Here is a 21,862-nt window from a genome sequence, read left to right on the forward strand (position 1 = left end):
TTATATGTAGTTTTGACATGTCAAAAAACAAGCCATACTTTTACAAAAATAGCATTTAAACCTTTGCATACAAACTTATTTAATATCGTTTTAATATCATTTTTCCTAACACTAGGATGTGGTAAAGTATATTCACAAGATATAAAAAACCCAAAAAAGCCCTTACCTGCTGTAAAACAAACAGATAAGCCTTCGACTGTTAAAACTGAGACAGCAAAAGAAAAAGATAAATCTGTCGCAACTAAAATTGATACAGTAAAAGTAGACAGCATTAAACCTACAAAGACTTTTCTTGACGGAAAAGTAAGATACAAAGCAAAAGATTACGCGACTTTTGATAAAAAGAAAAAAACACTTACCCTTTACAATGAAGCAGAACTATATTATAAAGATGTAGAATTAAAATCTGGAATCATTGTTTTAGATTATGGCAAAGACGAAGTGTATGCTGGAAGAATAAAGGATTCTGCCGGAGTTTTGACTCAATATCCAAATTTCAAACAAGGATCAAACGAAGTACAGCCAGATTCGATCCGTTTTAATTTTAAAACAAAAAAAGCTTTAATCTTTAATTCAAGAACAGAACAAGGCGAATTTAAGATAAAAGCTGCCGTTACTAAAAAAGAGAACGATTCTGTTTACTTTTTAAGAGGCGCGCGTTTCACAACATCAACAGATGTCGACAATCCTGAATATTATTTCCAGACGAACAAAGTAAAATTTGTTCCAGGAAAAAAAGTCGTTACTGGTTTGACAAACATGGTTATTGCAGATGTTCCTACTCCTCTAGCTTTGCCATTTGCTTATTTTCCTATGAGTGAAGAAAAAAGCGTTTCGGGAATTATCATACCTAGTTATAATGACTCAAACACTAGAGGTTTCTCATTGCAAAATGGAGGGTATTATTTTGCTTTAAGCGATAATTACGACCTGACCGTTTTAGGAGATTATTATACTAACGGAAGTTACGCCATGCGCTTTGAATCGGCGTATGCGACGAGATATAAATACAGAGGAAATATCAATGTTCGTTTTGAAAATTTGATCAGTAGTGAAAGAGGTTACCCTGATTATTCGAAACAAAACATTTACAACATTCAGTGGTCGCATTCAAAAGATACTAAATCGAATCCAAATTCTACGTTTTCTGCTTCGGTAAACATGGGTAGTAGTAAGTATTTCAAACAATCCATCAATCAGGCAAATATTGGTTCTAATTTGAACAATACTTTAAGCTCTTCTATTTCGTGGAATAAAACTTTCAATACCATTCCACAGGCCAGAATAGCTTTAACGGCAACACATTCACAAAACACACAAACAGAAGTCATCAATATGACTTTACCTTCGCTTCAAGCAAGTATTGATCGTATTTATCCTTTTGTTGGCAAAGATGGAATAAAAAAAGGTTTCATAAAAAACATCAACTTACAATATAACTTAAGCGGAAAAAACAGCTTTGTAACTACAGATTCCCTATTCTTTAAACCACAAATGTTTAGAGACGCACAAATTGGTATGCAACATACAATTCCGTTAAGCACTAACTTTAAGCTATTCAAGTATTTTAGTGCCGGAATGTCGACTAATTACCAAGAAACTTGGGTTACTAAAACAATCAGCCGAAGCTACGACGCAGACCAAAGCAAAGTTGTAGACACGCCTGTAAATGGTTTTGACGCTTTTAGAACTTATAATTTCAGCTCAAATTTAGGTACTACAATTTACGGAACTTTTAATTTTGGTGCAGACAAAAAAATTCAATCGATACGCCACGTAATGCGTCCGTCGATTACGTACGCATACACGCCAAGTTTTGAAAAATATTACGATACTTATGCCGTAGATGCTTCTGGCCGAATCACGACAGAATACACCCGTTTTGAAAATGGCGTTTATGGTGCTCCAGGAAAAGAAAACTCAAACATAGTTGGTTTCTCTTTAAGCAACACTTTTGAAGCAAAAGTAAGAGACAGAGACAGTACTAAAACTGAGCCTAAAAAAATCATGCTTTTGAACAACTTAAACTTCAGTTCAAGTTATAATTTCAATGCAGACGGCAAACAGGTTTTGGCTTGGCAACCAGTACTTGTATCTGGAGGAACACAGTTTTTCGACAATAAAATGAATATGAATTTTGGTGCTACTTTAGATCCTTATGCCATTGACAATTCTGGAACTAGAATCAGCAAATATAATATTGATAACGGAGGAAGCTTGTTTAGAATGACAAGTGCCAATGTCACATTAAACTATTCATTCTCTAATAAAGGCGGAGATAAAGAAAAAACCAACACTCAGAGTGAGCGAAACGGAGGTCGAAAAGATGATTTGTTTGGAACCAATACCGATTTAACCGACAGCAGAAATAGTCAATTTGCTAATGATAAAGAAGACGGAGATGATGTAATAACAGAATTTTTCAATGCAAAAATTCCGTGGGATATGACACTTGCCTATTCATTAACCTACTCCAATATAAACAGAGAAAACAAAATAAGCGGAAACTCCATTATGATTTCCATCAACACAGATATTACGCCAAAATGGAAAGGCGGCGTTTCTACAGGATATGATTTTGTACAAAAAGGAGTTACTTTTACTCAATTCCGTTTTGAAAGAGATTTATTAAGCTGGAGAATGGCCTTTAACTGGCAACCACTTGGAACAAACTCTAACTGGAATTTCTTCATCGGAATTAAATCTGGTGTCTTAAGTGACATTAAATGGAACAAACGAAGCGTTTCAAACCGCTAAACAATTTTCGAATCAAAATACTTTCATTATGAAAAAAATCATTTTTACCGAAAAAGCTCCGGCTCCTATCGGCCCGTATAATCAAGCTGTTTTATCAGGAAATACACTTTATGCTTCTGGACAAATTGCAATTAATCCAGCGTCTGGAGAACTAATTACTGACAACATTAACGACGAAACAAAACAAGTAATGGAAAATATCGCTGCTATTTTAGAAGCGGCTGATATGACTTTTGAAAACGTTGTTAAGGCATCAATATTCATTATGGACATGAATAATTTTGCGGCTATAAACACCGTTTACGGATCTTATTTTAACGAAAAAACCGCTCCAGCTCGTGAAACGGTTCAAGTGGCATGTTTGCCAAAAAATGTAAATGTTGAGATTTCTATAATTGCAGTGCAATAGCGTTTAATAATAATTGTGCCGTTGCTTCATTTGTTGCCAGCGGCACATTATGCACATCACAAACACGAATCAGCATATTAATATCAGCTTCATGCGGATGACTAGATAAAGGATCTTTGAAAAAGAAAACCATCTTAGTGATTCCCTCAGCAACTCTTCCCGCTATTTGTGCATCACCGCCTAAAGGTCCAGAAAGCATTCTTTGCGTTTTAAATCCAGCAGCTTCAGCTTTTCCTCCTGTTGTACCAGTACCAATCAGCTTGATTTTTTCATTATGAAGGATAGCTTCATTTTTGATTAAAAAATCAATTAAATCTGCTTTTTTGCCATCATGTGCAATAATTGCAATTTCCATAAATCCAGTACTATTGATTAGCAACATGATAAGCAATTAAACCGTCAATAGGTCTTCTTAAAACATTTCCTAATTTAAGCTCGTATTTATCGAAAGTTATTTGTAGTTCATCTTTTAAATAAAATGCAATAGAACCTACAAAATGCACAGGAACTTCTTTACAATTGTCAAACTGCTTAATGTAGTTTTTTACAAAAGATTTCATTCCTTTAAAAATAATTTTTTTACAGAATTCAGTATCTTTATGTTTAATCAAAAACTTTGCGTAAGTCGCTAAATAAGCATTTGGATTTGGCTCCTTGTATAATTTGTTTTTAATAAAGTCAGGATCAACGTCGTACTCTTTTTCAAGTTCAACAGCTAATTCTTTAGGCATTTTATTAAAATAGTACTTTCTGATTAATTCTTTTCCAAAAACATTTCCGCTACAGTCATCCATTACAATATATCCTAATGACTGTACTTTTTGATGCAATACTTTTCCATCAAAATAACTGCAGTTAGAACCTGTTCCTAAGATTGAAACAATGGCTTCTTCCCCTTTTGGAGTTGTTGCATAAACAGCCGCATAAGTATCTTCTTGAACATCAACAATAGCGTTAGAGAAATACTCTTGAAAGATTTGTTTTAACCATTCTTTCATTCTGTCTGTTCCGCATCCTGCTCCGTAAAAGAACAAGTGTGAAGCATTTTTTTTGTTTTGTAAAATATCAAAACGATCATTTAATCTTTCAATGATTTCTGGACCGTCAAGAATTTCAGGGTTTAACCCTAAAGTTTGTGTGGTGAATAATACTTTTCCATTATCATCAATTGCAATCCAGTCTGCTTTAGTAGATCCACTATCAACTATTAATTTCATTTTATTTTTTGTTTTTGGTTAGTTTTTCTTTATTAAATAAAAAGTGTATTTTTTACATTAATTAAAGACGTAACAAAATAAGAAAATCCCGTTATTTTGAAATAACGGGATTTTGCACAAATATATATTATTATTTTAAACCTGCAATATGTACAGATAAATCGATCAATTTGCTTGAGTATCCGTACTCATTGTCATACCAAGATACTAATTTGAAGAAAGTTGAATTTAAACCAATTCCTGCAGTAGCATCAACGATTGAAGTTCTTTTATCAGAAATAAAATCTTGAGAAACAACAGCATCTTCAGTGTATCCTAAGATACCTTTTAATTCATTTTCAGAAGCTTTTTTCAAAACAGCCATAATTTCCTCATAAGAAGTTTCTTTAGCTAATTTTACAGTTAAATCCACTGTAGAAACGTCAGCTGTGGGAACACGGAAAGCCATACCTGTTAATTTTCCATTCAAAGATGGGATAACTTTTCCAACCGCTTTAGCAGCACCTGTTGAAGAAGGAATGATATTGATTGCAGCTGCACGTCCACCTCTCCAGTCTTTTCTAGAAGGTCCGTCAGCAGTCATTTGAGTTGAAGTAGTAGCGTGAACAGTTGTCATTAAACCTTCAACGATTCCGAAATTATCATTGATAACTTTAGCTAATGGAGCTAAACAGTTTGTAGTACAAGAAGCGTTAGAAACAACTAAGTCAGAAGCTTTAGCAGTATCGTGGTTAACTCCCATTACAAACATTGGAGCATCAGCAGAAGGAGCAGAAATAATTACTTTTTTAGCTCCACCTTTTAAGTGCTCACTTGCAGTTTCGATAGTTGTGAAGATACCTGTACATTCAGCAACAACATCAACATCAACTTCATTCCATTTTAAGTCAGCTGGATTTCTTTCAGCTGTAATACGGATATTTCTTCCGTTTACGTAAAGTTTTCCTTCTTTAACTTCTACAGTTCCGTCGAAACGACCGTGAACTGAATCATATTTTAATAAGTACGCTAAGTGATCTACGTCTAATAAATCATTGATTGCTACAACCTCTACATTATCTCTATTGAAAGACTCTCTAAAAACGATTCTTCCAATACGTCCAAATCCGTTTATTCCTAATTTTACTTTTGACATTTTACTAAATTTTTTGCTTTTGTTTTTATTACACTAATTTTAAAGTCTAATTTCCTCACAATAAACTTCTTTCCTTTTTTAAACTTTTATTTATTAGGTCGACATAATGTCTGACACTCTTAATAATTCTCTATCAATTTCTGATTTTCCTTTAATTGCCTGTTCAAGCGGCGTTAAAACAACCTTGTCTTCTTTAAGTCCAACCATATAATTTGATTTTCCTTCAATTAAAGACTCCACAGCTTTTACTCCTAAACGGCTTGCCAATACACGGTCAAAACAAGATGGAGAACCACCACGCTGCATGTGTCCTAAAACAGAAACTCTTACGTCATACTCTGGCAAATTAGCTTCAACGTAATCTTTTAATTCGAATACATTTTTACCAATTTTATCACCTTCGGCAATAACTACAATACTTGATGATTTTCCTGAAGCTTTACTTTTTTGAAGTGAATCTAATAGACGATCTAAACCTAGATCTTCTTCAGGAATAAGGATTTCTTCTGCTCCTGCCCCAATTCCGGCATTAAGAGCAATATGACCAGCATCTCTACCCATAACCTCTACAAAAAACAGACGATTATGTGAACTTGCTGTATCTCTAATTTTATCAATACAATCTACCACAGTATTTAAAGCCGTATCATATCCTAAAGTATGACTTGTACCAAAAATATCATTATCAATTGTACCTGGAATTCCCATTACTGGAAAATCATATTCTGAATTAAATATCAAACCTCCGGTAAAGCTTCCATCTCCACCAATAACTACTAGAGCATCAACTCCAGCTTTTAAAAGGTTATCATGAGCTTTTTTTCTACCTTCTGGCGTTCTAAACTCAACTGAACGAGCCGATTTTAAGATCGTTCCTCCTTTGTTTACTATATTATTAACGCTTCGAGGGCCCATTTCTTTGAAATCTCCTTCGATCATTCCTTGATACCCTCTATAAATTCCTATGCATTCTATATTATGAAAAGCACATGTTCGAACAACTGATCGTATTGCAGCATTCATTCCTGGCGAGTCTCCTCCTGAGGTTAGAACACCAACTTTTTTTATTGTTTTTGGCATTATTTAAGTATTAAGTTGTAAAATTAGCAAACATTCACCACTTTTCCGGCTATGTTTATCATAATTTAATAAAATATGTTAAATTCAAACGTTTTCGTTAATAAGTTTTTTGATACCAAAAAATTCATTTAAAATAATAAAAGGCACATATTTTAATTAAATCCTTAAAATTAACAATACATAAATGAAGTGTTACAAAATTGCGAAGTACACTTCATTTTCAAAAAAGTGTTTAAACCTTTAAAATTAGCATAAAAAAAACCATTATGAGAATAATGGTTTATAATTTGATTTTTTTTAACAAAATCTTAAAAGTCGTCATTATCAGGAATTAAGCCCTGATTGTTGTTTTGAGGTTGCGGTTTTTTCTCCTCTTCTTTTTTATCCGATTTCTTTTTGTTCTTGTCAGAGTCTTTTTTCGTAGTAAAATTGATATAATCCGGATTTAAATAAGAATCCTGAACATCATCACTTGAACCTTTTATGGTACGCTCTAGTTTATGGCTTTTAAAAAGCTTGTTTACCAACTCACTGAAAGTATCAAAATCAACTTCATATGAAATACCGACACCTTGTGTATAACCAATTCCTTGTCCTATATAATTAATGTCGTTTTCTTTATTAAAAAGTCGAAGATTCATTGAACCATCTTCATTAACTCTGTACAGGATTTCAATATCCCCAACAATAGCAGATTCATTTACTCCTCCTACGGGAACACCAACTTTTCCGTTGATAGAAATTTTTTCATTAATCTGCGATGAAATATTAGCCACAAACTGACCATCTGCTTCTTGCCCAATTCGTTTATCTGCCGAAATAAAATTCAAATCGATATTAAATTTATCACTGTCAGATTTAATTATCCCGCCCAACAAACTTGCTGCAGTTTCAGCAAATGTTCCTGACAAGTCACTTTGATTAAATCCATCTGGACTCATAAATGAACCTGTCGAAAGCAAATACAAAGCCTGAGTTTGACGAACATCTTTATCATCTAATTTATATTGTATCTCCGATTTTAAAACACTACTCACAGACGGAAACTGAATATCAAAATTAGGATCTGGACTTGTTAAATCTCCTCTTAAACCAATTACAACTTCAACTGGCACTTTTTTATTGAAAGAAGAATTCTCTAACAATACGGCAGGATTTGCAGATGTTCTATAAACCGCTTCTAAATTTAGCTGCGCTTTCATAGGGTTTCCTTCCCAAATAATTGATCCTCCTTTTTTTACAGCGAATTTTTTATCAATCAAACCACCATATTTAAAATTATAGGTTCCCTCATATGCCTGGAAATCTCCCCACATATTAAACTTGCCTAGCGTATTAATTTTAAACAACAACGACCCATAACCCTTTCCTTTCATACCATGTCCAGAATTCCTGTCTAAGATTACTTCAACTTCTGCATCTGGGGTAATATCAAAATCAAACTCTAATTCAAGTCCGTTATAATTTCTTGTTTTTTCAACAATTCCGTTAGCTAGATTATATTTCTCTTTTGGCGTTACAAAATGAATCCAACTGCTTTCGGCAACACTTTGTGCATTGCTTATCGGAATCTTAACTTCTGTACCTTTTTCGGATTTGGCCGCAACTTTAATAAACAAACCATCTGTTGGGCCTTTAATACTTGCTGTCCCGTTTATAAATGCTGTTCCAAAATACGCTGCATCTTCACTATCTTTTGTATCAAGCGCCAACAATCTTTTTGAAGTAATTGTTAAATCCAGTTTCCAGTCACCAAAATTATGATGCTCAATTGTTCCGTTTAAAAGTCCTTTTGTTTTGTATTTCGTATCTGTCAGCTGATTATTTCTAAACAAAAACTTCTCATCTGTCAAATCGATTACAGTTCGGTCGCTTAATTCATAATCGGTATTAAGGTAAGGGATTGTCATTCCAGCTTTTTCAACATACAATCGTCCATTGATTTCAGGTTTTTTCAAATTCCCGACAACAGCTGCATTTCCAGAAACCGAGCCACGTACATTTGAAATAACATCTCCACCAACGGTTCCTAAAGTAGCCAGATTAAATCCTTCAAGTTTTAAGTTTAAGTCTAAAAATGTCTCTTTATTTTCAATCGCAAAAGTTCCATTTGCTTTAAACGATTCGGTAAAACCATTTTGAATATTGGAATTTATCGTGAATTTTTTAAAGTTTTGGTCTCCCGCAATATCAAAATTCAATGTCCCTAATTCTGTTTTATTCAAATTAAGATGATCAATTTTAATTGAAGCCGTGGGCTGATAAACATCCTTATTCTGCTTATAATTTACACTTCCGTTCAAATTTCCGTTAAAGACAAATTTGGAGTTTAATGGTGTAATTTTATTAATATCAACATCTTCAAAATTCAAGACGAGATCTTTATAATCTTTCCCTTTGATTGCTCCATTCAAATCAATCTTTTGGTTTTCATGCGATAACACAATATTATCAAAAGTGAAATTTTTAAAATACTGATCAATAATAATCTGATTATCTTTCTCTGCATCTTCATTCAAATACCATATATAGTCTTTGAACTTCATTTCAGATTTTTTAATTCCTACAATGTTGTTTTTGTTTTTATCGATGGTATGGAATAAATCGAGATTAAAATAATCCTGACCTTTATCACCGCCTTTAAACTCAGAACGAACAAATAATGTATCTTTTGATGTTACATTGATCAAGTTAAAATCACGAATTTTATAATACGGCGTTTTAATACTGTCCAGCTCCACAAATGCATTGTAAAGCGTGTTTTTATTATCAATATTGATTCGGATATTATCAAAAGTGTTTTTATCAGCCGTTATTTTTTTCGATTTAAATCTGAATTTAAATTCCTGAAGATCCGCATCTATTTTACCTCTAACAACTGTCGATGAATCAACATTAATTTCTGGATAAAGCATTTCGACAACTTTATCGTAAACATGAAAATTGAAACGTAGAAATTGCCCTTTTCTAACTTTATACGGCTTATAATTGGTATACAAACTTCCAACGGAATTCATCACCAGCTTATCCAACTGATCAAAACGGAATTTACCCACAATTTTTCCGCTTACAACATCCGAAGAACTAACCGTAATGGTGCGAAGTCTGTCTGCATCAAAATTGGAGTTGATTGTAATATCGTCAAAAGCGTACGTATTTTTTGGATTTTTATATACTGCATCTTTTATATAGATATTTCCCTGAAGATTTTCGATCGAGTTTCCAGAAACTTCAACAACTGCATCTCCATTAAAATGAGAAATAGAATCTGACACAAATTTTAGTTTTCGTAAATCAGCATTTTCGACGTTAATGTGAAAATCATATTTATTTTCACGTTTGCTTAAATCAACTAAACCATCAAAAGTCAAACTTAAATTTGGGTCGTTTACAGAAACTTCTCCTTTATAATAAGGCAATTTAAAATTACCATTTACAGTAATATTATTATAGGTGTATTTATTGTAATCTAATTTTATAATATCACCTTTTATAATGGTATTCAAATATTTCTCAGTAAAACCAACACCGTCCACATCTACATTTAAAGTAGTAAGACCAATATCCTTTCGCCCTAACAAAGCTCCAATATTAAAATTGTCCAAAATAATATTACCCGAATAAGAAGCTTTATCAATGAAATCCATGTTGTTCATATGAATATCTGCTTCACCGTTTCCTAAATCGGTAGTCATTTTGAATTTGGCTTCCAGATCAGTTGTCGAGACTTTTGCTTTTCCAGCAATATTAAATTTGCCAATCTTTTGAAGTTCTTTCGGAAGTTTTTTTCCTAATACATTTGGCAACAAAACCACAAGATTATCATAGCTGGAAATGAGTTTATCGAATTTTCCATCCATTGAAAACTTTTGCATTTTATCACCCAAAAGATTTTTAAAATTGATATTTCCAACAATTCTTGAACCATTTGTGTCTGACAATCTCAATCCGCGAAGATTCAAATTATTCAAAGGTCCGTTCAGTTTTGTCTTAATTTTAAAATGCTGATTTTTACCTAAACCATCATAAAAAAAACGAATATCATTTGAAGCAATTGAAGCCGAATCAATCGCCACATCAAACTTAACTTTATCTGTAAAATGCAGAAAATCCTCTACTTTATAATTCAAAATAGCGTAACCATAAATCGAAGATCTTTTGGTTTTTATAGCCAAATTTTCGACTTTAATCTGTTTTTTGGTATAACTGAATTTTCCAGCAAAATTAGAAACATACAAGCCACGGTGATCTTGAAATGAAAACCTGTGAATGTTTGTATTTACATCAGGGCCATAAAGCTTAAAATCGCTTATGTAAGCGTTTAATTTTGTAAATTCAAGGAATTTTGGAGTGTTTTTATTTTCATCAATAACAGAGAAAAAACCTTTTGAAATGTATGCATTTTTCGCTGTGAGCAAAAAATGCTTTTTAGATTTTGAAGGTTTTCCAGTTTCAAACAATTTCACAAACTTGTTGATATTGTTCTCGTCTTCGTTTTTGTAGGTTTTTAAATTAAAAATCAAACCCGTCAAACGCAGATCACCAAAAATCAAATCACCATCCATCAATCTTTTAAAACTTAAAATATCAGTTGTAATAATTTCAGAAGCAATCATAACTTTTTTATGATGGTCTAAAATCAATACATCCTTTAGTTTTACTCCACCAAAAATATTGATTGCCACTTTTCCTACCGTGATATTGGCATTAAAATCTTCTCGTAAGGAATCTGTCGCATATCTGGCAATTTTTGTTTGTACGACAGGCAAAGACAGTATGATAGCAATAGCCAACAAAAGTAAGATTAACCCAATTAGAGTTCTAGATACTATTTTCTTTACTTTTTTGATAGCTGCTTTAATTTTAGTTTTCTTTTAAATTTATTTTGCACAGACAAAGAACGGCTGTTTTTGATAAAAATTCTTTAATTTTGGCTTCTTCTTATAATTGAAGAAAATTAAAAATTTGATTCGTCAAATATAATTCAAAATTTGTGCCTTTATATGCAAAATTCAGAGGTTTTTATACTTGCCATTGAAAGTTCCTGCGATGATACTGCTGCTGCAGTTTTACATAACGACAAAGTACTCTCAAATGTTGTTGCCAACCAGTTAATTCACAACCAATATGGCGGTGTAGTTCCTGAACTGGCTTCAAGAGCGCATCAGCAAAATATCGTTCCGGTAATTGATGCTGCGCTTCGTAAAGCAAATATACAAAAAGAACAGCTAAGCGCCATTGCTTTTACGCAAGGACCGGGCTTAATGGGTTCTTTGCTTGTTGGAGGTTCTTTCAGCAAATCATTATCATTGGCGCTAAAAATTCCGCTTATTGCTGTAAATCACATGCATGCCCATATTTTAGCGCATTTTATAGACGAAGAAGGATTTGACAAACCTGAATTTCCTTTTTTAGCTTTAACAATTAGTGGCGGACATACACAGATTGTAAAAGTAAATAGCTTTTTTGACATGGAAATCATTGGCGAAACTACTGATGACGCCGTTGGAGAAGCTTTTGATAAAAGTGCCAAAATTCTTGGACTTCCTTATCCAGGCGGGCCTTTGATTGATAAATACGCGAAAGAAGGAAATCCGAAAGCGTTTCAATTCACCAAACCAAAAGTTCCCGGATTAGACTTTAGTTTCTCCGGATTAAAAACGGCAATTTTATATTTTATTCAAAAAAACAAATTAGAAAACCCAAATTTCATCGAAGAAAATTTGACTGATATTTGCGCTTCTATCCAACATACGATTATCGAAATTTTAATGGATAAGCTGAAATTAGCCGTAAAAGAAACTGGAATCAAGCAAATTGCTATTGGTGGCGGTGTTTCGGCAAATTCAGGAATCAGAACTACATTAAAAGAAGCAGAAGGCAAATATGGCTGGAAAACTTTTATACCAAAATTCGAATATACAACAGACAACGCAGCAATGATTGGAATTGTTGGTTATCAAAAATATTTATCAAAACGTTTTGAAGATGCATCTGTAGTTTCGAAAGCACGAATTCAATTTTAATTATGCAATTATTTTACAATCCTGATATTGACGAAACTACCGAAACTTTTCATTTTGACAAAGAAGAAAGCCGTCATATAATAAAAGTTTTACGCAAAAAAGATGCAGATATTCTGCATGTTACAAATGGTCAAGGATTATTATTTGAAACCGAAATTACGCTGGCTTCAGACAATAAATGTATTGTTGATGTTTTGTCAATCCAAAAATCCGAGGAACCAAAATTTCGTTTACATTTGGCCGTTGCGCCAACTAAAATGAATGACCGTTTTGAATGGTTTTTAGAAAAAGCAACAGAAATTGGAATTCAGGAAATTACACCAATCTTTTGCGATCGATCGGAAAGAAAAGCCATAAATGCAGAGCGATTTGAAAAAATCATTCTTTCGGCAATGAAGCAATCAAATGAAACGTTTCTTCCAAAGTTAAATCCAGCTATTTCGTTTAAAGAATTCATTAAGCAAAAAAATACAGGTTTGCAATTCATTGCCCATTGTGAAGAAACCAACAAAAAATCACTTAAAGAAGCTTTACAACCAAATGAAAATGTAACTTTATTGATTGGCCCAGAAGGTGATTTCTCTGAAAAAGAAATTGCATTGGCAATCGAAAATAATTTCCAACCAGTTACTTTAGGAAATACGCGTTTACGTACAGAAACTGCAGCAGTTGTGGCTTGCCATAGTGTTGTATTTTTTAATGAATAATTAATCGTAAAGTTTGTCATCCTGAGGAACGAAGGATCTCACAAGTAGCTCGACAACTATTGGCGATAAACTATGAGGAATTTCTAGTGTGATTTCTCCTTCGTCGAAATGACAAAAACATATAAAATTGTATGAAAAAAATATTCTTGTTGTTTTTATTGATTTCAATCCCTTCATTTTCACAAGAAATCGCTTTGCTTAAATACAGCGGTGGCGGTGATTGGTATGCAAATCCAACTTCTTTGCCAAATCTTATTCGTTTTTGCAATTCAAATATTAATACAAGAATAAAAGCAAAACCATCAACGGTTGAGCCAAGCAATCCAGATTTGCTATCATATCCTTTTGTACATATGACAGGGCACGGAAATGTAGTTTTCAGCGATTCTGACATCACCAATCTGAGAAATTATCTCAACTCTGGTGGTTTTCTGCACATCGATGATAATTATGGAATGGATCAGTATATTCGAAAAGAAATCAAAAAAATATTTCCAAATAATGATTTAATTGAACTTCCTGCAAATCATCCTATTTTTCAAAAACCTTTTCCTTTTCCAAACGGATTGCCTAAAATTCATGAGCACGATGGGACTCGTCCGCAGGCTTTTGGCATTTTTGTCGAAAACAAATTGGTTTTGCTTTACACTTACGAATGTGATTTAGGCGATGGCTGGGAAGATCCTGAAGTGCATAATGATCCAGTAAATGTTAGGGACAAAGCCTTAAAAATGGGAGCCAACATCATCAATTATATATTTACTAATTAGTGACTAGTTACAAGTGATTAGCAACTAGTATTTCATCAAATTAAAAAAGAAAAATTATATAGATTCTGACTCACTACTATTTACTATTTACTAATTACTTTTCACTAAAAAAAAAAATGCAACTCACTCACGAAGAAAATCTATTTGAAAGAAAAACGTTTCCGATAACTTTAGTCTGTGATCATATTTACTTTCAACAGAATATTGGTTCACTTTTTAGAATTAGTGAAGCTTTTGGAGTTGAAAACATCATTTTTTTAGGAAAAGATATTCCACTGACGCCAAGAAAAATAAACAAAACTTCACGAAGTACTCATTTGCATGTCCCTCATGCAGTTATCGAAGAAACTTCAGATTTGATAACGCATCTTCTTGAAAACAATTTCGAAATTATTTCTCTTGAAATTACAAGCAACAGCAAACCGCTCAAAGAAGTTATCATCCCTGATAATCAAAAAATTGCATTAATTATTGGAAATGAAATTAACGGAATTTCTGATGAACTTTTAAAAATTTCACATCAAATTGTGCACATAAATATGTTCGGAAAAAATTCCAGTATGAATGTTGTACAAGCTGCCAGTATTGCACTTTATGAGATTACTTCTTTGTAAAAAATTCTTTTTGAAGCATCCTATCGTTTATTTGCCGATTTGATTTGTTTAATTTTTTCGATAAACAACAGAAAATCAAGACGAAATACACCTTAAAAACATGAAAGAAAGAAAATACTTGCTAATATTTTTTATTTATTTTTTGTAGGAATCAGTATCTGTAAGGCTTTGCAAAATTTCTCACAAAATAATCTTTGTAATATTTTTCTACAATATTTTTTTGTTATAAAATTGCGTTATAGTTAACCAAATTTAATTTTTTATAACAAAAACCCAAATTATTATGAAAAAGATTTTTATTACCGCAGTTGCAGCGTTAATGCTGTTTTCTTGTCAAAATGACCAAAATGAAGCAGCTGGTTCAGATGCTAGTGCTGCCGCACGACGTTCTTGTGCGTCACAGGATGTATTGGAAGCACAATTAAAAGCAGATCCGATGCAGGCCATTAGAATGAACGAAATTGAAGCATTCACGAATGAACAATTGCTTAAAGGATTTTCTGGCCGTTTAGTAAATGGCAAAATCGAAATTCCAGTTGTCGTTAACGTGTTGTACAAAACAACTGCACAAAACATTTCAAATGCACAGATCCAAACTCAAATTGATGTGCTAAACAAAGATTTCAATGCTTTAAACTCTGATTACAACAGCGTTCCTGCTCTGTTTGCAGGAGTAAAAGCAAACATCGGAATTACATTTGTATTAGATCAGGTTATTCGTAAATCGACAACCAAAACATCTTGGGGTACAAATGATGCCATGAAAAAAACTGCACAAGGCGGGATTGCTCCAACATCTCCTACAACAAAACTTAACCTTTGGTCTTGTGCTATTGGTGGTGGCATTTTAGGTTATGCGCAATTTCCTGGCGGAGCATCATCAACTGATGGAGTTGTAATTGATTCACGTTACTTCGGTTTATCAGGTGCTGCAAATGCTCCTTTTAACTTAGGAAGAACGGCTACTCACGAAGTAGGACACTGGATGAATTTACGCCACATTTGGGGAGATGCAACTTGCGGAAGCGACTTAGTATCTGATACTCCAACGCACAACACTGCAAATTATGGCGTACCTGCATATCCTCACTACAGTACTTGTTCAGGAACTCCGGTTGAAATGACAATGAACTATATGGATTATGTTGATGATAACGCAATGTATATGTTCTCTACAGGTCAAAAAAGCAGAATGACTGCAATATTCGCAACTGGCGGACCAAGAGCAGCATTTGCTCAATAAAAAACATTATAAAACCAAGTCAATGTTTTAAAAGCGAGATTTAACGATCTCGCTTTTTTTTTGCCCTAAAATTTTAAAAGCTTTTTCCTATATTTATGGTCTAAAACCTAAATATGATAACATCAAAAATCATTTCTAACGGAATTTTAAGAGCATTAGCAACTATACTTGTCATTAGTGCGGTATTGTACTTTTTATATGAAATACAAACTGTAATTGTTTACCTCTGTATTTCACTAATTCTGTGCTTAATAGCAAATCCGTTAGTCCAGTTTTTAAAAAATAAATTGAAGTTTGGCAATTCATTGGCGGCGACCACAACAATAATCCTTTTTATATTGTTGATGGTTGGTTTTATTCTTTTATTTGTTCCTCTAATTATTTCGCAAGCAAATAATTTAGCGCTTTTAGACACCAATCATTTACAAGCACAATTTGTTGAAACGGAAAAAAGTCTAGAGACGTATTTCAATATTCAGCATGTTGATTTGAGCAAAATGCTGAATGATTCCAAAATAACATCGGCTTTAGATTTTAACTATTTCACAAGCTTTATAAACTCGATTATGAGTTTTATGGCCGATATGGGAATGGGATTAGTTTCGGTGTTCTTTATCACTTTCTTTTTCATTAAAGACCAAGAAACTTTTAAAAGCCAAGCCAGAAAAATTCTTCCTGATACAAATGAAGACAAAATCTTAAATTCAATAACTAAAATAAATCATCTACTGACTCGCTATTTTATTGGTTTGCTTTTACAACTAACAGTAGTTTTCATTTTATATATCATTGTTCTGGTTATTTTTGGAAATAAAAATGCCTTTGTAATTGCTTTTTTATGCGCCATCTTAAATGTTATTCCGTATATCGGTCCAATCATTGGAACTATTTTGGCTGCATTATTAACGATGATCAGTTTAATTGGAAAAGATTTTCAATCAGAAATTCTGCCTACAACTATTTATGTCGTAATTGGATTTTTATTGGTTCAAGCTATCGATAATAATATCAGCCAGCCTATAATTTCATCAAAAAGCGTAAATTCGCACCCATTAGAAATCTTTTTGATTACTTTAATCAGCGGTATTACATTTGGAATTGTTGGAATGATTATAGCAATTCCGGTTTATACTATGCTCAAGGTCATTTTAAAAGAATTTTTCCCTGACAATAAAATCGTCTCCGTATTAACCGAAAGAATTTAGCTTTGAATACTATTATTTTGCACCAAGACATTCAAGATTTCATATCTAAAAATATTGGTGTTTCGATTGCAAAACTGGCTCTTCAAAAAAATCCTTTTCCAGAAGTAGACTGGATTTCGATTTTAAATCAGATTGAAGCCAAAACAAAAGCTAAAGACAAACTGCCAACTTGGTTTAAAACGGAAAACATTATTTATCCGAGCAAAATTTCGGTTGAACAAACTTCTTCCGAAAAAACGGCTGCTTATAAAGCTTCTTTAATTTCAGGAGAAACTCTAATTGATCTTACAGGAGGTTTTGGCGTGGATGATTTTTATTTTTCACAAAAATTTAAAGCTGTAACACATTGTGAAATCAATGCAGAATTATCAGCAATTGTAAAACATAATATTGAACAGTTAAAAGTAAAAAATCTGACTTGTCACGCGGGTGATTCGGGAGATATTTTAAAAGAATCAAATCAAAAATGGGATTGGATTTATATTGATCCTTCTCGAAGAAATGATGCAAAAGGCAAGGTTTTTATGCTGAAAGATTGCTTGCCAAATGTTCCAGAATCTTTAGATTTTTACTTTGAAAAAAGCGATTCTATTTTAATTAAAACAGCACCTTTGCTGGACATTTCCGCAGGTTTATCTGAATTGAAATTCGTTAAAAACATTCATATTATTGCTTTAGAAAATGAAGTGAAAGAACTGCTTTTTGAAATTCACAACAACTATCTCGGCAACATCAACATTAAAACTGCCAATATCTTAAAAGAAAAAACGGAAACATTTGAATTTGTTTTGGGCAATGAAAATGAATTTCCATCTTATCATTTACCTCAAAAATACCTTTACGAGCCTAATTCGGCTATTATGAAATCAGGTGGATTTGATGAAGTAAGTACTTTTTTCAAAATAAATAAGCTTCATAAACATTCTCATTTATACACATCTGAAGAATTAATTGATTTTCCGGGTCGCGCTTTTAAAATCGAAAAGATAATTCCGTACAGCAAAAATGAGATAAAAACGGAGCTTGCAAATCAACAGGCAAACATAACAACTCGTAATTTTCCTGAGACGGTAGAAAACATCCGAAAAAAATGGAAAATAAAAAATGGTGGCAATTTGTATTGTTTTTTTACAACTGATGTAAAAGATAACAAAATAGTTTTAATTTGCACCAAAATAATCTAAGCAATGAAACAACTAATTACACTAACTCTTTTTTTATTAACCTTAACTGCATTTGCACAAAAACCATGTGAATACAGTGTAAATGTAAACGACTCGATTGGGTCTTATAAGGTAACAAACGAATACATTATTAGTGAAAAAAACTTTGGAGGAAACTCTAGCTATGTTTTTTTCTCGCTGGCACAAACTGACGGACTGCCAACGCTTAATTTACAGCTTATTCAAAAGAGTAAAGACTTTATAAAAGCAAACTGTTTTGACAAAAACTCACGTGTATTTTTACAGCTTCAGAACGGAAAAGTGGTAACATTAATGCACATTAATCAAGAAAACTGCGGTACACTGATTCGCGACAGCGGCATTGAAAATAGGGTGAATACTGGTATTTTTATGTTCATGAAAGATAATTATGAAGAACTTAAAAAATCGCCTGTAACAATGATGCGAATTAAATATTTGACTGATACTGAAGATTATATCGTTAAAAGCGAATTAACATCTGAAATGAACGGCAAAGTGTATAATCCTGATACTTATTTTATTCAGAACATTCGATGCGTTGAATAATTATTCGCATTTCCAGTTTTGATTCGAAACCTTATCTTTCAAACCTGTTTTTAAATTATAATGCCACCATTCTGAATCAAAAGAATTGAAACCATTTTTGATCATTATTTTTTTCAAAAACTTTCGGTTTGATTTAATTTTTTTTGAAAGATTTTCATAATTGTGACTGGCTTCTATTCCGAAAAAATCAAAAGGAGTTCCCATATCAACTTCTTTTCCATTAGCATCAACTATTGAAATATCAACGGCTCCTCCTCTATTATGGATGGAGCCTTTTTTTGGATCGGCCACGTATTCAGGATTTGATACAATTTCCCACATTCTTTTTTGAATCGATAATGGCCTGTAACAATCGTAAAGTTTTATTCTGAATCCCTTCTTCTTGAAATCATTATTTGCTGCAATTAATGCTTTTACGGTTTTCATTCGCAATACACATTCGGCACAATCATATACTTTTGCTTTCAAAAAATTATCTTCGGTTGCATATTTCATGTCATAGACAAAATCTGTACTGAAATCTTTTAAATTAACGAAGGAAGTATCTGGAATTACTTGTTTTACTGGACTAGCGTAAACTTCATTTTGGGCTTTTGAAGAAATATTCCAAAAAAGAAAACCAGCAAAAAACAAGATTTTAAAAGATTGTGACATAAAGTTTATTATTTAAAAATTGAAATTAAACAAAAATAACGGAATCTGATATTTAATATTTTACAATTTTCAAAAAACTATTTCTCTCTTTTTTGAAATAAAAATCTAGTATTTTTTTATTAAATTAGCTAAACAACACTTTATAAGTCAATCAGTTAATTCAAAAATAAATACTATGAACAAAAGAACAAAACATTTATTTATAGTTTCATTAAGTTGTTTAGCTATAATGTCCTGCAAAAAAGAAAGCATCAAAAGTGTTCCCACAACCGACTCTACTTCAATAAGAACGGAAGCTCTAAAAGCAGATTCTGCCGTAATCAACCCGACGGATACTCTGATAAATCTGGTAGGCAAAAGTGCCATTGGAACTCATTTATTATCACAAAGCAGTATCGCTCCAAGATTAAAAACACTTTTAGGCACTGATTATGATGAAATGATAAAACATTGGAATACTGAAACTCCGTTTGAAAAAGAAGGCGATATTTTACACGCCAGCGGATGCAAACAACATGACTGCAATACGTATTCCTATGATTTGTATTTGGATATAAAAAACAACAAAATCAATGTCTATAAATTCAGCGAATCTAAACTAAAGGTTTACGCCGAAGATAATTTTAGAATTGTACTGAAAGATTCTTTATTAAGAGATTTGAATATTAAGAAAGGGAATGCGGAAGTTGAGTAATTAGTATTTTTTTTAGTGTTCAGTGTTCAGTTTTTTAGTGTTCAGTGTTTAGTTAAATAAGAAGAGTAAATTAATGTTTTGTCAGGCTGAGCGAAGTCGAAGCCCACGTTCCAATTGGAGCGCCCTTCGACTTCGCTCAGGGTGGCACTTTAAGCTTAAATGAGACTGAGCACTAAAAAACTGAACACTGACCACTAAATCTCCCCTGTCATCAAAATATTTTCCTGAATTCCTTTATCCCTTAGCATTCTGAAATGTGAACGCACGGCGTGATAAAACGGATAAGAAGTGTATGGAAGATTATATTCTTCGGCATATCGCATTATAATTGGCGTGATGTATGGATAATAGGTATGAGCAACGCCAGGAAAAAGATGGTGCGCTACATGATGCGTAAAACCTCCGTATAAAAAATTAGCTAATTTGCTGTTTGTGCTAAAATCCTTTGTTACAATCATTTGATGCATTGCCCAAGTTGCAGATAAATTTCCTTCTTCATCTGTTCCTGGAAAATGTGCATCTTCGTCAACATGTGTAGAAACTAGAGCGACAACCCCAAGTGCGCTTCCGCATAAATGCATGGCAAACCAACCTCCTAAAACTATATACCAAGGCTGACTTAACAAAAACATTGGAATAAAAAGCAAATAAACCAGGTTTATAATTTTTGCTGCAAATAATCTATAAACTTCTCTTTTAGGTATTTTTTCAACTACTTTTTTTACATAGTTGTTTTTTGTGCCAAAGAAATCTTTAAAATCACGAATGTAAATCCAGTTCAAACTATAAAGCGGATAAATAAACCACATGTAAATGTGCTGGTATTTATGACAATTAAGTAATGGACTATTTGGGAAAATCCTAATAATATCGCTCTGTTTGATATCAATATCCCAATCTGGAACATTTGGATAAGCGTGATGAAGATTAATGTGGCGACGAGTCCAAAGCCAATGATTACTTCCAAAAAGCTCTAAAATGTACATAAAACGTTCATTGTATTTTGCTTTTTTAAAAAGTGCTCCGTGCGCGGCATCATGAAAGGCATTTATAAAGAGTACGATCATGGTAAAACCGCACAAAATATAAAAGAGAAATAACAACGGAGTACTGTTTCCAAACAGTAAAATACAGGTATAAAACAAAAAGAAAAGAATTACAAGTCCGACAGACTTAATAATGTTTAACAGATACAATGATGAGTTTTGTAAAACAGTTTCGTTCACTTCTGTGCGCAACTTTTTAAAAAAATCATCATGACCCGCTTTGACATAAACTGGGCGTTTTAATTTTTCCATACTATTTGGTTTTGCTAGAAATTGTCATACCAAATTTAACAAAAAAAAGTTAAAACACATCAAAACAAATCATTAGCATTTAAAAAAAGTAAGAAAAACTTAACATTGAAAAAGTATAGAAAAATACAGAAGTAGTCCCAAAAAGCACAACAAAAACACATCATTTTTTATTTAATTTTCTATATAAACACAGCAAACACTACTTGTCACAATCTAATTCAATTGTAAATTACTGAATTTATAAAGTTGCCATAGAATTTCTCTTTTCGTATTTTGCTTATTAAATACATTTTTAGAAACTT

The 21,862-nt window shown here is 32.6% G+C and carries 18 protein-coding genes; 11 read left to right on the plus strand and 7 right to left on the minus strand.

From position 1 onward, the window contains the following. The first annotated feature begins 12 nt into the window (after positions 1-12). Together RB619_RS14630 and RB619_RS14635 are read left to right on the plus strand one after the other, a co-directional pair. Positions 13-2,757, plus strand: a complete 2,745-nt coding sequence (locus RB619_RS14630) for a putative LPS assembly protein LptD (RefSeq protein ID WP_308098711.1) — start codon at positions 13-15, stop codon at positions 2,755-2,757. Between the two features lie 28 nt (positions 2,758-2,785). After that, positions 2,786-3,166: a Rid family detoxifying hydrolase gene (locus tag RB619_RS14635; RefSeq protein WP_308098713.1), complete on the plus strand. Its 381-nt coding sequence runs from the start codon at positions 2,786-2,788 to the stop codon at positions 3,164-3,166. Here the strand turns inward: RB619_RS14635 and RB619_RS14640 are convergent. From RB619_RS14640 to RB619_RS14660, 5 genes are all read right to left on the minus strand, one after another. After that, positions 3,147-3,521 (minus strand): methylglyoxal synthase, encoded by a 375-nt coding sequence (locus RB619_RS14640; RefSeq protein WP_308098766.1) that lies wholly within the window; start codon positions 3,519-3,521, stop codon positions 3,147-3,149. The genes RB619_RS14635 and RB619_RS14640 overlap by 20 nt on opposite strands. A gap of 10 nt (positions 3,522-3,531) precedes the next feature. Further along, on the minus strand, positions 3,532-4,383 hold the full coding sequence (locus tag RB619_RS14645; RefSeq protein WP_308098715.1) for an N-acetylglucosamine kinase: 852 nt from the start codon (positions 4,381-4,383) through the stop codon (positions 3,532-3,534). 130 nt (positions 4,384-4,513) lie between these two features. After that, positions 4,514-5,518, minus strand: coding sequence for a type I glyceraldehyde-3-phosphate dehydrogenase (gap, locus tag RB619_RS14650; RefSeq protein ID WP_308098717.1), 1,005 nt, complete (start codon positions 5,516-5,518; stop codon positions 4,514-4,516). A gap of 93 nt (positions 5,519-5,611) precedes the next feature. Then, positions 5,612-6,598 carry a 6-phosphofructokinase gene (gene pfkA / locus RB619_RS14655; protein ID WP_308098718.1) on the minus strand — a complete coding sequence of 329 codons (987 nt, stop codon included), beginning with the start codon at positions 6,596-6,598 and terminating at the stop codon, positions 5,612-5,614. Positions 6,599-6,906: 308 nt separating this feature from the next. Beyond that, positions 6,907-11,394, minus strand: a complete 4,488-nt coding sequence (locus RB619_RS14660; protein ID WP_308098719.1) for a translocation/assembly module TamB domain-containing protein — start codon at positions 11,392-11,394, stop codon at positions 6,907-6,909. A gap of 207 nt (positions 11,395-11,601) precedes the next feature. Here RB619_RS14660 and tsaD point away from each other — a divergent pair, with 207 nt between their 5' ends. The 8 genes from tsaD (at position 11,602) to RB619_RS14700 (ending at position 18,914) form a co-directional block, all read left to right on the plus strand. After that, positions 11,602-12,624, plus strand: coding sequence for a tRNA (adenosine(37)-N6)-threonylcarbamoyltransferase complex transferase subunit TsaD (tsaD, locus tag RB619_RS14665; RefSeq protein ID WP_308098720.1), 1,023 nt, complete (start codon positions 11,602-11,604; stop codon positions 12,622-12,624). Between the two features lie 2 nt (positions 12,625-12,626). Next, positions 12,627-13,331 (plus strand): 16S rRNA (uracil(1498)-N(3))-methyltransferase, encoded by a 705-nt coding sequence (locus RB619_RS14670; protein ID WP_308098721.1) that lies wholly within the window; start codon positions 12,627-12,629, stop codon positions 13,329-13,331. Between the two features lie 131 nt (positions 13,332-13,462). Next, positions 13,463-14,101 (plus strand): DUF4159 domain-containing protein, encoded by a 639-nt coding sequence (locus RB619_RS14675; RefSeq protein WP_308098722.1) that lies wholly within the window; start codon positions 13,463-13,465, stop codon positions 14,099-14,101. A 116-nt stretch (positions 14,102-14,217) separates the two neighbouring features. Beyond that, on the plus strand, positions 14,218-14,715 hold the full coding sequence (locus tag RB619_RS14680; protein WP_308098723.1) for a TrmH family RNA methyltransferase: 498 nt from the start codon (positions 14,218-14,220) through the stop codon (positions 14,713-14,715). Positions 14,716-14,998: 283 nt separating this feature from the next. Continuing rightward, positions 14,999-15,958 carry a zinc metalloprotease gene (locus RB619_RS14685; protein WP_308098725.1) on the plus strand — a complete coding sequence of 320 codons (960 nt, stop codon included), beginning with the start codon at positions 14,999-15,001 and terminating at the stop codon, positions 15,956-15,958. A 113-nt stretch (positions 15,959-16,071) separates the two neighbouring features. Further along, a complete protein-coding gene (locus RB619_RS14690; protein ID WP_308098727.1) occupies positions 16,072-17,163 on the plus strand; it encodes an AI-2E family transporter in 1,092 nt (363 codons plus the stop codon). 2 nt (positions 17,164-17,165) lie between these two features. Next, a complete protein-coding gene (locus tag RB619_RS14695) occupies positions 17,166-18,347 on the plus strand; it encodes a class I SAM-dependent methyltransferase (RefSeq protein ID WP_308098730.1) in 1,182 nt (393 codons plus the stop codon). A gap of 3 nt (positions 18,348-18,350) precedes the next feature. Continuing rightward, positions 18,351-18,914: a hypothetical protein gene (locus tag RB619_RS14700; RefSeq protein WP_308098732.1), complete on the plus strand. Its 564-nt coding sequence runs from the start codon at positions 18,351-18,353 to the stop codon at positions 18,912-18,914. Here RB619_RS14700 and RB619_RS14705 read toward each other — a convergent pair whose 3' ends face one another. Next, complete coding sequence (locus RB619_RS14705; RefSeq protein ID WP_308098734.1) at positions 18,915-19,568, minus strand: M15 family metallopeptidase; 654 nt, start codon at positions 19,566-19,568, stop codon at positions 18,915-18,917. A gap of 175 nt (positions 19,569-19,743) precedes the next feature. On the opposite strand from RB619_RS14705, the gene RB619_RS14710 reads away from it, so the two are divergent. Beyond that, the gene (locus tag RB619_RS14710) at positions 19,744-20,262 is read left to right on the plus strand and encodes a hypothetical protein (protein ID WP_308098736.1); all 519 of its coding nucleotides are present in this window, start codon (positions 19,744-19,746) and stop codon (positions 20,260-20,262) included. Positions 20,263-20,456: 194 nt separating this feature from the next. On the opposite strand, the gene RB619_RS14715 is transcribed toward RB619_RS14710, so the two are convergent. Next, positions 20,457-21,560: a fatty acid desaturase gene (locus RB619_RS14715; RefSeq protein WP_308098738.1), complete on the minus strand. Its 1,104-nt coding sequence runs from the start codon at positions 21,558-21,560 to the stop codon at positions 20,457-20,459. Positions 21,561-21,862: the final 302 nt, after the last annotated feature.

It is taken from the genome of Flavobacterium sp. LHD-80, from assembly GCF_030929605.1.
GTDB lineage: Bacteria > Bacteroidota > Bacteroidia > Flavobacteriales > Flavobacteriaceae > Flavobacterium.